Consider the following 13642-nt stretch of genomic DNA (forward strand, 5'->3'; position numbering starts at 1 on the left):
ATAGACTGGGCACAGGAGGTGGCCATGACTGCCGAACCGATCGACTGGACGTCCCCGCCCTCGGGAGGCTGGACCTACGACCAGGTCAAGGACCTCGATCTGCCCTTCGAGTTCGAACTGGTGGATGGGGCGATCGTGGTCCGCGGTATGACCAATTTGTGGCACGACACCGTGCGGGACGAGTTGTACTTCGCACTTCGCAGTGCTCGCCGAGACCCGTACCAGGCCAGCACTGAACGGTGCGTATTGGTCAATCCCTCCAACGCGCCCAAGCCCGACGCAATCGTCTTCGACCGCACCGGGCTCGACTTCTTCACCACGGAGTGCGTCCCCGTCGCTGCCGTGGCGCTCGCCGTCGAGGTGGTCTCCCACGGCTCGCGCAGCGACGACCGCTTCCGCAAGCCCGGCATGTACGCCGAGGCGGGAATCCCGTACTTCTGGCGGGTCGAGCGCGGCGAGGACGGCGACCCGGCGGTCTACGAGTTTCACCTGGACGAAGAGACAGGGGTGTATGCGCCCGCGCCCGGACTCGCTGTCCACCACGGCAAGTTGATCACTGGCCTGCCGTTCCCGGTCGAACTCGACCTGACCCGGATCGTTCCGCGCTGACCTGCGCTCCCTGCGCCCGGCACTGCCCCGGCCCCGCCACCAGCGGCGGAAGGGCCCATGCCCGTGCAGTGATCCACTCGGGACCGGATACGCTGCCTTGTATGTGCATCGGCGGCGCTGAGGGACCGGCCCGCTGGATCGACCAGGGACAGGAGTGGTCAGCGTGACCGTCGTGGGGCCCTTCGGGCTGAGCGTGCAGGACCGCGATCTGACCCGTGACGTCCAGGCCGGGATGGAGGCCGTGGAGGCCGCCCTGATCGAGGCCGTCAAGTGCGACGTGCCCTTCATCACGGTGACCGCCAGCCACCTCATCGAGGCAGGGGGGAAGCGGTTCAGGCCGCTGCTGGTGATGCTCGCCGCCCAGTTCGGCGACCCCGCCGCGCGCGGGGTGGTGCCGTCCGCGGTGGTGGTCGAACTGACCCACCTCGCGACGCTGTACCACGACGACGTGATGGACGAGGCCCCCGTGCGGCGCGGCGCCCCCAGCGCCAACAGCCGCTGGGACAACTCGGTCGCCATCCTCACCGGCGACTTCCTGTTCTCCCGCGCCTCCCAGGTGCTCTCCGACCTCGGCCCCGAGGCCGTCCGGGTCCAGGCCGACGCGTTCGAACGGCTGGTCACCGGCCAGATCCTGGAGACCGTCGGGCCCCGCGCCGAGGACGACCCGCTGCAGCACTACCTGGACGTCCTCTCCGGCAAGACCGGCTCGCTGATCGCCGTCTCCTGCCGCTTCGGCGCGATGATGGCCGGCGCCGAACCGTGGATCGTCGACCTGCTCACCCAGTACGGCGAGCGCATCGGCACCGCGTTCCAGCTCGCCGACGACGTCCTCGACATCGCCAGCGACGGCCACGAGTCCGGCAAGACCCCCGGCACCGACCTGCGCGAGGGCGTCCCCACGCTGCCGGTCCTGCTGCTGCGTCAGATGCCCGTCGACCCGGCCGACCCCGAGGACGTCCGGCTGCGGGAGCTCCTCGACACCGATCTGGCGTCCGACGACGACGCCCACGCGGAAGCGCTGCGCCTGCTGCGTCGGCACCCCGCGCTGGAGCGGGCCCGCCGCGAGACGCTGCGCTACGCCGAGGAGGCGCGGGCGCTGCTCGACCCGCTGCCGGACTGCCCGGCGAAGGCGGCGCTGCAGGAGCTTTGCGACACGGTGGCGATTCGCACCATGTGACCGTCCGGTTGGGCGCTCTCACGTGCAAGTGGCTGTCCGTGCCGCGATCCTGCGATCGGGTGCGTTCCCCTTCGCGCAGTTCTCCGCGCCCCTGCGCGCTAGGGTTCGGGCTATGTTGCGTGTGGTGATCGCCGAGGATTCCGTGCTGCTCCGGGAGGGGCTGACGCGGTTGCTGACGGACCGGGGGATGGAGGTCGTGGCGGGGGTCGGTGACGGGGAAGCGCTGTTGCGGGCGGTGGACGGCCTGCACGGGGAGGGCTCGTTGCCGGATGTGGTGGTGGCGGATGTGAGGATGCCGCCGACGCACACCGACGAGGGGGTGCGGGCGTGCGTGGAGTTGCGCAAGCGGTACCCGCAGCTGGGGGTGCTGGTGCTGTCGCAGCACGTGGAGGAGCAGTACGCGGGTGAGCTGCTGGCGGGTTCGACCCGCGGGGTGGGGTACCTGCTGAAGGACCGGGTCGCGGAGGTGCGGGAGTTCGCGGACGCGGTGACCCGGGTCGCGGAGGGCGGCACGGCGCTGGACCCGGAGGTGGTGCAGCAGTTGCTGAGCCGCAGCCGGCAGGTGGACACGCTGGCGAATCTGACGCCTCGTGAGCGTGAGGTGCTGGGCCTGATGGCGGAGGGCCGGACCAACGCGGCGATCGCCAAGCAACTGGTGGTGTCCGACGGGGCTGTGGAGAAGCATGTGTCGAACATCTTCCAGAAGTTGCGTTTGGGACCGAGCCAGGAGGATCACCGGCGGGTTCTCGCGGTGCTGGCGTATCTGGAGTCCTGACCGGCCCGCGGACCCGCGTGGCGGTCTTCGCGAGTTCCCTTCCAGCGGTGCTCTGCCCGCTTAGGATTCCCTTGGTGCGCCAGGCGGACGGGGCACACGGCTCACGCCCGCTGCTGGCTCCCCTCGAGGAGGTCCGCGGCAGTGACCAGTCAGGTCGATCAGTCAGAGGCAGTGGACGGCCCGGGCGGCGAGCGCCGGTCGGGTCCGGCCTCGGCCCGGTCCGGGCGGCCGGCCAAGCCGATCCGGCGGTTGGACCGGGTGATCATCCGGTTCGCCGGTGACTCGGGCGACGGTATGCAGCTCACCGGCGACCGGTTCACCTCGGAGACGGCGGCGTTCGGCAACGACCTGTCCACGCTGCCGAACTTCCCGGCCGAGATCCGGGCCCCCGCAGGCACCCTGCCGGGTGTGTCGAGCTTCCAGCTGCACTTCGCCGACCACGACATCCTGACGCCGGGCGACGCCCCGGACGTGCTGGTGGCGATGAACCCGGCGGCGCTGAAGGCGAACCTGCCGGACCTGCCGGCCGGCGCCGAGATCATCGTCAACACCGACGAGTTCACCAAGCGCGCGCTGGCGAAGGTCGGGTACGACAAGGACCCGCTGGCGGACGGCTCGCTGGAGTCGTTCCGGCTGCACCCGGTGCCGCTGACCACGCTGACGCTGGAGGCGCTGAAGGACAGCGGGCTGGCCCGCAAGGACGCCGAGCGGGCGAAGAACATGTTCGCGCTGGGCCTGCTGTCGTGGATGTACCACCGGCCGACCCACGGCACCGAGCTGTTCCTGCGGCAGAAGTTCGCGAAGAAGCCGCAGATCGCCGAGGCCAACGTGGCGGCGTTCCGGGCGGGTTGGAACTTCGGCGAGACCACCGAGGACTTCGCGGTCTCCTACGAGATCCCGCCGGCCAAGCTGCCGGCCGGCACGTACCGCAACATCTCCGGGAACCTGGCGCTGTCGTACGGCCTGGTCGCGGCGGGGGAGCGGTCCGGGCTGCCGGTGTTCCTCGGCTCGTACCCGATCACCCCGGCCTCGGACATCCTGCACGAGCTGTCGAAGCACAAGAACTTCGGCGTGCGGACGTTCCAGGCCGAGGACGAGATCGCCGGTATCGGCGCGGCGCTCGGCGCGGCGTTCGGCGGCGCGCTGGGCGTCACCACCACGTCCGGTCCGGGTGTGGCGCTGAAGTCGGAGACCATCGGCCTGGCGGTGTCGCTGGAACTGCCGCTGCTGGTGGTCGACATCCAGCGCGGCGGCCCGTCCACCGGCCTGCCGACCAAGACCGAGCAGGCGGACCTGCTGCAGGCGATGTTCGGCCGCAACGGCGAGGCCCCGGTGCCGATCGTCGCCCCCGCGACGCCCGCCGAGTGCTTCGACGCCGCGCTCGACGCGGCCCGGATCGCGCTCACCTACCGCACCCCGGTGTTCCTGCTCTCCGACGGCTACCTGGCCAACGGCTCCGAGCCGTGGAAGCTCCCGGACGTCGACGAACTCCCGGACCTGCGCGTCGAGTTCGCCACCGAGCCGAACGGCCCCGACGGCACCTTCCGCCCCTACCAGCGCGACCCGCACACCCTCGCCCGCCCGTGGGCGGTGCCCGGCACCCCCGGCCTCGAGCACCGGATCGGCGGCATCGAGAAGCAGGACGGCACCGGCAACATCTCCTACGACCCCGCCAACCACGACTTCATGGTCCGCACCCGGCAGGCCAAGATCGACGGCATCGAGGTGCCCGACATCGAGGTCGACGACCCGAGCGGCGAGGCCCGGGTCCTGGTGCTCGGCTGGGGCTCCACCTACGGCCCGATCACCGCCGCGGTGCGCCGGGTCCGGGCCGACGGCGGCCAGGTCGCCCAGGCCCACCTGCGCCACCTCAACCCGTTCCCGGCCAACCTCGGCACGGTGCTGAGCCGGTACGAGCGGGTGATCGTCCCCGAGATGAACCTCGGGCAGCTCGCCCTGCTGCTGCGCGCGAAGTACCTCGTCGACGCGCAGTCCTACAACCAGGTGCGCGGCCTGCCGTTCAAGGCCGCCCAACTCGCCGACGTGCTGCACGCGGCGATCGGCACGCTCGACGCGGAGGCGACGACCCGATGACCGACTTCCCCGCCCTGCGGCTCGTTCCCAAGGCCGACGGCCCGCAGACCGCGAAGGACTTCAAGACCGACCAGGAAGTGCGCTGGTGCCCCGGCTGCGGCGACTACGCGATCCTGGCCGCCGTCCAGTCCTTCATGCCGGAGCTCGGCATCCGCCGGGAGAACACCGTCTTCGTCTCCGGCATCGGCTGCTCGTCCCGCTTCCCGTACTACATGAACACGTACGGCATGCACTCGATCCACGGCCGCGCCCCGGCGATCGCCACCGGCCTGGCCGCCTCCCGCCCCGACCTGTCGGTGTGGGTGGTGACGGGTGACGGCGACGCGCTGTCGATCGGCGGCAACCACCTGATCCACGCGCTGCGCCGGAACGTCAATCTGAAGATCCTGCTGTTCAACAACCGGATCTACGGACTGACCAAGGGTCAGTACTCGCCGACCAGCGAGGTCGGGAAGATCACCAAGTCCACCCCGATGGGTTCGCTGGACGCACCGTTCAACCCGCTGTCGCTGGCGATCGGCGCCGAGGCTTCGTTCGTGGCCCGGACGATCGACTCCGACCGGCAGCATTTGCAGTCCGTGCTGCGGGCCGCGGCGCAGCACGAGGGCACCGCGCTGGTGGAGATCTACCAGAACTGCAACATCTTCAACGACGGCGCGTTCGAGATCCTCAAGGAGCCCGGCACCCGGGACGAGGCGCTCATTCGGCTGGAGCACGGGCAGCCGGTCCTGGTCGGCGCGGACCGGCACGTGGTGCGGGGCGCGGACGGGGAACTGCGGATCGCTCCGCGGAGCGAGGGGGAGGCGCTGGTGCACGACGCGCACGCCAGCAGTCCTGCGACGGCGTTCGCGCTGACCCGGCTGACCGAGACGGACCTGCTGCACAACACGCCGATCGGTGTGCTGCGGGATGTGAAGCGGGCTGTTTACGACACGCAGATGGCCGAGCAGTTGGCGCTTGCGGAGGAGCAGAAGGGGCGGGGGGAGCTGGCTGGTTTGCTGGCTGGGTCCAGCACCTGGACGGTGACCGCCTAGCCCGGAAGCTGTCAGCAGCAAAAGTTCCGTTTGGGGATGACACCTTCACCCGCGTGCCGCTACCTTTCGTAGGACGTTTCGTGCGCGGGTGAAGGGCAGGCCATGGCGGAGAGTGCGCGGGAGGCCAGGGTCGGGCTCTGGAACGGGTTCGCGGCGTACGGGATGTGGGGGCTGTTCCCGCTGTTCTGGCCGTTGCTGGAGCCGGCCGGGGCGGCGGACATCCTGGCCAACCGGATGGTGTGGTCGCTGGTGGCGGTGGTGGTGATGCTGCTGATACGCCGGCGCTGGGGGTGGATACGCCCGCTGTTGCGTCAGCCGCGCAGGCTGGCGCTGCTGGCGGTGGCGGCGGCGACCGTCTCGGTGAACTGGGGCGTGTACATCTGGGCCGTGAACGCCGGGCATGTGGTGGAGACCAGCCTCGGGTACTTCATCAATCCGCTGGTGACGATCGCGTTCGGCGTCCTGGTGCTGCGCGAGCGGCTGCGTACCGCGCAGTGGGCGGCGGTCGGGGTCGGGGTGGCGGCGGTGGCGGTGCTGACGGTGGCGTACGGGCGGCTGCCGTGGATCGCGCTGACGCTGGCGCTGTCGTTCGCCACGTACGGTCTGCTGAAGAAGAAGGTCGCGCTGGGCGGTGCGGAGAGCCTGGCGGTGGAGAGCGCGGTGATGTTCCCGTTCGCGCTGGGGTTCCTGGTGTACCTGGGCGTGCGCGGTGAGGGCAGTCTGACGCACTACGGCTGGGGTCACACCGCGCTGCTGGTGGCCAGCGGGGTCATTACGGCGGTGCCGCTGATGTGCTTCGGGGCGGCGGCGCTGCGGGTGCCGCTGACCACGCTGGGTCTGTTGCAGTACCTGGCGCCGGTGTTCCAGTTCCTGATCGGGGTGACGGTCTTCCACGAGTCGATGTCACCGGCCCGCTGGGCGGGTTTCGGGCTGGTGTGGGTGGCGCTGGTGGTGCTGAGCGTGGACGCGCTGCGCCGGGTGCGGTCGGAGCGGCGGCAGGTCGCGGTGCCGGTGCCGGCGGAGACGGTCGCCAACTGAACGACGACGCGGGGCCCCGGGCGGTCCCGGGGCCCCTCGTGGTTGTTTGTGGTTACTTGCCGGAGGCCGCGGCCTGCTCCAGGGTCTCCGGGGTGACGGCGCCCATGTAGACCTTGCCGTCCTTGGTGATCAGGGCGTTGACGATGCGGGTGGACACCAGGGTGCCGCCCTTGACCTCGCGGCCGGCGAACTTGGCGATGCCCTTGGCGGCGTCCGCGCCGGCGTCGCCGTGGGCGATGGCCGTCCAGCCCTCGCCGATGACGCCGCCCTTGGCGCCGTCCTTGGCGCCGTCCGTGCCGCCGCCGGTGGGCAGCGAGGGCAGGCCGGGGATGGACGGCATCGGGTTGGCGGTGTGGTCCTTCGCGGACTGCTCGATCACCTTGGCGCCCTTGGGGACGCTGAACTGGAAGGTCTTGGCGTCGGGCTTGTCGTAGGACAGGGTGCCGAAGCGCACGTCGAACGCGGTGGCGCCGTCCACGGTGCGCAGCTGCACGGCCAGCGGCATGCCCTTGTCGGCGTCGATCGAGACGCGGATCTCGGCGACGGTGGAGCCGGCCTGCTTGGGCTTGATGCTGAGCTTGTACGCGGCGTGCCCGGCGACCCGCTCGGTGCCGTCGACCGTCACCGAGGTGGTGTCGGAGGAGTGCTCGAGGAGCTGCTTGGCGACGTCCTGCGGGGTGATGGAGCCGATGCCCTCCTTGCCGTCGGGCCGGTGGCCGTCGGTGCCCGTGCCGGTGAGGTGCAGGGCCTGCTGGGAGCTGCGGTCGTACGCCCATACCTGGTCGCCGTTGTGGACCAGCTCGTAGCCGGACTTCTGGCCGGACAGGGTGAGCCGCTGGCGGTCCGGGCCGTCCGAGGAGACGGACAGGGTGTGCGAGCCGCCGAGCAGTTCGACGGCCTTCATCTGCGGGTCGGCGCTGCCGGTCTTGGCGCCGGCGCCGCGGGCCATCTCGCCGAGCGGGCCGGAGCCGGAGGCGAGGTCGGTCAGCGCGGTGGGCAGGCCCAGGTCGGCGTTGACCCGGACGGTGCCGCTGAAGGTGTCGGTGTTCGCGGAGACGGCCTTGGCGATCAGGTCCTGGGCGCTGATGGCCGGCAGGTTCGGCGACTCGTCGCTGGCCAGTGCGGGCACCAGGCCCATGCCGATGGCGACGACGGTGGCGATCGCCGCCGGCACGCCGATCCGGACGGCGGTGCGGCGCCTGCCCGCCCGAACCGCCGTCATGTCCTCTACTGCGGTGGCTTCCTGGTTCACTGCGGCCCCCTCCAGAGCTCGTCTGCTGTCACTGTCCATTGAAGCCCCGCGGCACCCCTCGACGCGTCGCCCGGCGGCAGCAGATCGCGCTACGTCTCGCGTTGTATCCGGAGTATTGCGACCCTGAGACGCCGTCAGGGTCGTGTCCATCCGGAGGTGTACGCCTCGCGTAGGGTCGGGCCCATGAGCCACCAGCCCCCGTTGCCCGCCCCTTCTTCGCCCACCCCGACCGCGATGCGGCGTGCGCTGCGCCGGGCCCGTGACGGGGTGGCGCTGGACGCCGCGGAGGCGGCGGTGCTGCTCCAGGCGCGCGGCGCGGACCTGGCGGAGCTGTGCGGGGCCGCGGCGCGGATCCGGGACGCCGGGCTGGAGCAGGCGGGCCGTCCGGGCGTCATCACGTACTCGCGCAAGGTGTTCATCCCGCTGACCAGGCTGTGCCGGGACCGCTGCCACTACTGCACCTTCGCCACCGTGCCCGGCAAGCTCCGCAAGGACGGCCACGGGCTGTACCTGTCCCCGGACGAGGTGCTGGAGATCGCCCGCCGGGGCGCCGAACTCGGCTGCAAGGAAGCCCTGTTCACGCTCGGCGACCGCCCCGAGACCCGGTGGCCCGAGGCCCGCGAGTGGCTGGACGCGCACGGCTACGACGACACCCTGGCGTACGTGCGGGCGATGGCGGTGCGGGTGCTGGAGGAGACCGGGCTGCTGCCGCACCTGAACCCGGGCGTGCTGTCCTGGACGGACTTCCAGCGCCTCAAGCCGGTCGCCCCGTCGATGGGCATGATGCTGGAGACCACCGCCACCCGCCTCTGGTCGGAGCCCGGCGGCCCGCACCACGGTTCCCCGGACAAGGAGCCGGCGGTTCGGCTGCGGGTGCTGGAGGACGCCGGGCGCAGCGCCGTGCCGTTCACCACCGGGGTGCTGATCGGCATCGGCGAGACCTTCGAGGAGCGGGCCGAGTCGCTGCTGGCGATCCGCAAGGTGGCCCGCGCCTACCAGGGCGTGCAGGAAGTGATCGTGCAGAACTTCCGGGCCAAGCCGGACACCGCGATGCGGGCCATGCCGGACGCCGAACTGTCCGAGCTGGCGGCCGCGGTGGCGGTGGCCCGGCTGGTGCTCGGCCCGGCCGCCCGGATCCAGGCGCCGCCGAACCTGGTGGACGCCGAGTTCGCGCTGCTGATCGGCGCGGGCATCGACGACTGGGGCGGCATTTCGCCGCTGACGCCCGATCACGTCAACCCGGAGCGTCCCTGGCCGCACATCGAAGAGTTGGCCGAACGGACCGCCGAGTCCGGGTACCTGCTGCGCGAGCGGTTGACGATCTACCCCGAGTACCTGAAGCGCGGCGAACCCTGGCTCGACCCCCGGCTGCTGCCGCACGTGCGGGCGCTCGCCGACCCGGCCACCGGCCTGGCCGCCGAGGGCCGCCGCCCCGCCGGCCTGCCCTGGCAGGAGCCCGACGAGCCGATGACCGGCGGCGGCCGCACCGACCTGTTCCGCACCGTCGACACCGAGGGCCGCACCGGCGACCGCCGCTCCGACTTCGACGAGGTCTACGGCGACTGGGAGTCGCTGCGCGAACAGGTCGCCGTCCCCGCCCCGAGCCGCCTGCCCGCCGACGTCCGCGCCGCACTGTCCACCGCCGCCGACGACCCGACGAAGCTGACGGACGACCAGGCCCTCGCGCTGTTCCAGGCCGACGGGGACGCGCTGGACGCGCTGTGCCGGATCGCCGACGAGCTGCGCCGCGACACGGTCGGCGAGGAGGTGACGTACTGCGTCACCCGGAACATCAACTTCACCAACGTCTGCTACACCGGCTGCCGGTTCTGCGCGTTCGCGCAGCGCCGCACCGACGCCGACGCGTACACCCTGTCGCTGGACCAGGTCGCCGAACGGGCCGAGCAGGCCTGGGAGGTGGGCGCGACCGAGGTGTGCATGCAGGGCGGCATCCACCCGGACCTGCCGGGCACCGCGTACTTCGACATCGCCCGGGCCGTGAAGCAGCGGGTGCCGGGCATCCACGTGCACGCGTTCTCGCCGATGGAGGTGGTCAACGGCGCCACCCGCACCGGGCTTTCGATCCGCGACTGGCTGGCCGCCGCGAAGGAGGCCGGCCTGGACTCCATCCCCGGCACCGCCGCGGAGATCCTCGACGACGAGGTGCGCTGGGTGCTCACCAAGGGCAAGCTGCCCGCCGCGACGTGGGTGGAGGTGGTCAGCACCGCGCACGAACTGGGCCTGCGCTCCTCGTCCACCATGATGTACGGGCACGTCGACACTCCCAAGCACTGGCTGGGCCACCTGCGGCTGCTGGCCGAAGTCCAGCAGCGCACCGGCGGGTTCACCGAGTTCGTCACGCTGCCGTTCGTGCACACCAACGCCCCCGTGTACCTGGCGGGCATCGCCCGGCCCGGCCCGACCGCGCGCGACAACCGGGCGGTGACCGCGATGGCCCGGCTGCTGCTGCACCCGCACATCCCCAACATCCAGACCAGCTGGGTGAAGCTCGGCGCGGAGGGCGCCGCCGAGATGCTCCGCAGCGGCGCCAACGACCTGGGCGGCACGCTGATGGAGGAGACCATCTCCCGGATGGCGGGCTCCGGTTGGGGCTCCTACAAGTCGGTCCGCGACCTGGAGGCGATCGCCGCCCTGGCCGGCCGCCCCGCCCGGCAGCGCACCACCGACTACGGGCAGGTGCCTGCCGAACGCCGCGCGGCGGCCCTCGCCTCGGACGGCCACCTGCCGCGGCTGCTGCCCGTGTTGGACTAGTGCCGCAACAGGCAACCTTTGCCCCGTCGCGGCCCGATGCATCCCGCCTGGACGCACCGCCAAAGCACCTAAGTACACCCAGTACGAGGGCGCTTCGGCGGCACGCCCAGCCGGGCGCCTCGGGCCGCTCCTTGACGGGCAAAAGTTGCCTGCCGCGGCACTAGTGCCTGTCCGGCGGATGGATGTTCGGTGGAGCCCGGCGGTTTCGGCCGGGCCTTCGAATACAGTGCGTCTGCTGTCCGACGCCCGCCGACCGAAAGGCCCCCACCCGTGATGCCCCTGTGGTCACGCGCCCAGCAGCAGGACTTCCGCAGCCGGGTGCGGGGCTGTCTGCTCGGTGGCGCGATCGGCGACGCCCTCGGCGCCGGCATCGAGTTCGAACGGCTGGGGCAGATCCGCGCCACCCACGGCGAGGCGGGCGTCACCGGCTATGTCCCCGCCTACGGGCGGCGCGGCGCCGTCACCGACGACACCCAGATGAGCCTGTTCACCGTCGACGGCCTGATCCGCGCCCACATAGGCCGCGACACCGGAGCCTGGCACCCGCCGTCCGACGTGCACCGCGCCTACCTGCGCTGGTACGCCACCCAGCAGGACTGGGGCCCGGACGAGCGCCGCAAGGACCTCGGCTGGCTGGGCCGCGAGGAGTGGCTGTACGAACGCCGGGCCCCCGGCAACGCCTGCCTGTCCGGTCTGGCCGGTACCGGGGACGGGTCGCCGGCCACCGTCGAGGAGCCGCGCAACCCGAACTCCAAGGGCTGCGGCACCGTGATGCGCGCCGCCCCGTTCGGGCTGCTCACCGCCTGGGACCCGACCCTGGTGTTCCAACTCGCCGTCGAGTGCTCGGTGCTGACCCACGGCCACCCCACCGGCTACCTGTCCGCCGGGGCCTTCGCGGTGATCGTCCACGCGGTGGCCCGCGGCGGCACCCTGGAGGAGGGCGTCCACCTCGCCCTGGCGCTGCTGTCCGAGCGGCCGGGCCACGAGGAGACCACCGCCGCGCTGCGGGCCGCGCTGGACGCCGTCCGGGCCGGCGTGCCGTCCGCCGAACGGGTCGAGCAGCTCGGCGAGGGCTGGACCGCCGAGGAGTCGCTCGCCATCGGCCTGTACTGCGCCCTGGTCGCCGAGGACGTCCGCAGCGGCCTGCTGCTGGCCGTCAACCACTCGGGCGACAGCGACTCCACCGGCTCCATCTGCGGCAACCTGCTGGGCACCCTGCACGGCGAGACCGCGCTGCCGCCCGAGCTGCTGGCCGAACTCGAGGGCCGCGGCACGATCCTGGAACTCGCCGACGACCTGGTGCTGGAACTGCTGCACGGCCCCGCGCTGCACGGCACCGAGGGCTGGAACACCCGCTACCCCGTCGGCAGTTGACGCTCCTCGGTACGACGGTGCCCGCCGCGGGGGAGCGACGGGCACCGGGAGTTGTGCAGGGAGCCGTGGATCAGACCTCGCCGAAGGCGCCGGTGCCGGCAGCCGCCGCGAAAGCCGCCCAGCTCTCGTTGGAGAAGTGCAGCTGCGCGCCGTTCGGATCCTTGGAGTCCCGGACCGCGACAGAGGCAGAAGTCGGGACGGCGATCTCGACGCACGCGCCGTTGCCGCCGCTGTAGCTGCTCTTGCGCCAGGTCAGGGTCTCGATGGCCTTGCTCATTTCATGAACTCCTCTGCCAAATCGGTGATCATCGACCGGCTTTCCGTGACACTCATCGCCGCGGCTCGCAGGTGGTCGTAGAGATTGGTATAGCGGCGTACGTCGGCTTCCTTCTCCAAGTAGAGATCGGCCGTCACTCCTTCGAAGTAGACGACTGTGGAATCCGCTGACTCGGGGAACTCCATCAGGGAGAATGTCCCGGTCATCCCGGGGTGGGCACCGTGCTTGAACGGTATGACCTGCAGGTTGATGTTCGGTCGTTCGCCGAGCTCGACCAGCTGGAACAGCTGCTCGGCCATCACCCGCGGCCCGCCGACCTGGCGGCGCAGCACCGCCTCGTCCACCACCACCCACAGGCTGCCGAGCTGGTCGTCACCGTGTATCCGGAGCTGGCGCTTGAGTCGCACCTCCACCCGGCGGTGGATCGCCGCCGGATCGGTGTCCGGCTGGGTGCCGGCCACCACCGCCTCCGCGTACTCCCGGGTCTGCAACAGCCCCGGCACGAAGGAGGATTCGTAAGCGCGGATCGACGAGGCCTCCGCCTCCAGTCCGATGTACACGCTGTAGGGGATGTCCCCGAACTCGTGCCACCAACCGCGCTGGCGCGACTCCTTGGCCATCTCCATCAGCCCGTTGCGGACCCGCTCGTCCTCGACCTCGTAGACCTCGCACAGGTCGCGCACATCGCGCGGGCTGATCGATCGGCGGCCGTTCTCCAGTCGGCTGATCTTCGACTGGGAGACCATCAGGCGGCCGGCCACCTCCTCGGCGGTCATCCCCCTGAGCTCGCGCAGCCGCCGGAGCTCGGCGCCGAGCCTGCGGCGGCGAACCGTCGGATTCACGCTGGCGGACACATCGACCTCCGGCCCTACTACTGGCAACAGTGCGGTAATTGGTACCAACCCCCTGACGCTGAGCAGCATGCCACCTCAACTGCGGTCCACGCCCGGGAATCGAGGCAGCACGGTAGAACAGATCATCGGAAAATAGCTCAATCGGGATGGGGGTACTTGCGGACCACCCGCCCCACGCGCTAAAGGGCTTTTCTTGCGCCCCAGGACACTTGACGCGGCGCCGGGAAAACGCCCGCCGTGAGAGAACGCCCAAAGGCGGGGGGGGGCGGGGGGGGGGCCCCCCCCCCCCCCCCCCCCCCCCCCCCCCACCCCACACCCCACCCCCCCCCCCCCCCCCCACCACCACCCCCCCCCCGGGGGGCCACCCCCACCCCCCAAATAAAAAA

At 71.3% G+C, this 13642-nt stretch carries 11 protein-coding genes; 8 read left to right on the forward strand and 3 right to left on the reverse strand.

Annotated elements, in window-relative coordinates; genetic code table 11:
• Positions 1-24: 24 nt before the first annotated feature.
• From ACIHEI_RS00930 to rarD, 6 genes are all read left to right on the forward strand, one after another.
• Positions 25-609 carry a Uma2 family endonuclease gene (locus tag ACIHEI_RS00930; RefSeq protein ID WP_396605167.1) on the forward strand — a complete coding sequence of 195 codons (585 nt, stop codon included), beginning with the start codon at positions 25-27 and terminating at the stop codon, positions 607-609.
• A 163-nt stretch (positions 610-772) separates the two neighbouring features.
• Positions 773-1786, forward strand: coding sequence for a polyprenyl synthetase family protein (locus ACIHEI_RS00935; protein WP_387865687.1), 1014 nt, complete (start codon positions 773-775; stop codon positions 1784-1786).
• Between the two features lie 115 nt (positions 1787-1901).
• The gene (locus tag ACIHEI_RS00940) at positions 1902-2561 is read left to right on the forward strand and encodes a response regulator (RefSeq protein ID WP_387638885.1); all 660 of its coding nucleotides are present in this window, start codon (positions 1902-1904) and stop codon (positions 2559-2561) included.
• A gap of 171 nt (positions 2562-2732) precedes the next feature.
• Positions 2733-4655, forward strand: coding sequence for a 2-oxoacid:acceptor oxidoreductase subunit alpha (locus tag ACIHEI_RS00945; RefSeq protein WP_396605484.1), 1923 nt, complete (start codon positions 2733-2735; stop codon positions 4653-4655).
• Positions 4652-5689 (forward strand): 2-oxoacid:ferredoxin oxidoreductase subunit beta, encoded by a 1038-nt coding sequence (locus ACIHEI_RS00950; protein WP_392946815.1) that lies wholly within the window; start codon positions 4652-4654, stop codon positions 5687-5689. Before ACIHEI_RS00945 ends, ACIHEI_RS00950 begins: the two co-directional genes overlap by 4 nt.
• Positions 5690-5791: 102 nt before the next feature.
• Positions 5792-6727: an EamA family transporter RarD gene (gene rarD / locus ACIHEI_RS00955; RefSeq protein ID WP_387638387.1), complete on the forward strand. Its 936-nt coding sequence runs from the start codon at positions 5792-5794 to the stop codon at positions 6725-6727.
• 52 nt (positions 6728-6779) lie between these two features.
• Here rarD and ACIHEI_RS00960 read toward each other — a convergent pair whose 3' ends face one another.
• A complete protein-coding gene (locus ACIHEI_RS00960; protein WP_396605168.1) occupies positions 6780-7979 on the reverse strand; it encodes an outer membrane lipoprotein carrier protein LolA in 1200 nt (399 codons plus the stop codon).
• A gap of 183 nt (positions 7980-8162) precedes the next feature.
• On the opposite strand from ACIHEI_RS00960, the gene ACIHEI_RS00965 reads away from it, so the two are divergent.
• Positions 8163-10751, forward strand: coding sequence for a bifunctional FO biosynthesis protein CofGH (locus ACIHEI_RS00965; RefSeq protein ID WP_396605169.1), 2589 nt, complete (start codon positions 8163-8165; stop codon positions 10749-10751).
• 273 nt (positions 10752-11024) lie between these two features.
• Positions 11025-12125 carry an ADP-ribosylglycohydrolase family protein gene (locus ACIHEI_RS00970; RefSeq protein ID WP_396605170.1) on the forward strand — a complete coding sequence of 367 codons (1101 nt, stop codon included), beginning with the start codon at positions 11025-11027 and terminating at the stop codon, positions 12123-12125.
• 70 nt (positions 12126-12195) lie between these two features.
• Here the strand turns inward: ACIHEI_RS00970 and ACIHEI_RS00975 are convergent, their stop codons facing one another.
• Positions 12196-12402, reverse strand: coding sequence for a DUF397 domain-containing protein (locus ACIHEI_RS00975; RefSeq protein ID WP_396605171.1), 207 nt, complete (start codon positions 12400-12402; stop codon positions 12196-12198).
• Positions 12399-13256 carry a helix-turn-helix domain-containing protein gene (locus ACIHEI_RS00980; RefSeq protein ID WP_387638375.1) on the reverse strand — a complete coding sequence of 286 codons (858 nt, stop codon included), beginning with the start codon at positions 13254-13256 and terminating at the stop codon, positions 12399-12401. The genes ACIHEI_RS00975 and ACIHEI_RS00980 overlap by 4 nt, the downstream gene beginning before the upstream one ends.
• Positions 13257-13642: the final 386 nt, after the last annotated feature.

The organism is Kitasatospora sp. NPDC051984, from assembly GCF_044593455.1.
GTDB lineage: Bacteria > Actinomycetota > Actinomycetes > Streptomycetales > Streptomycetaceae > Kitasatospora.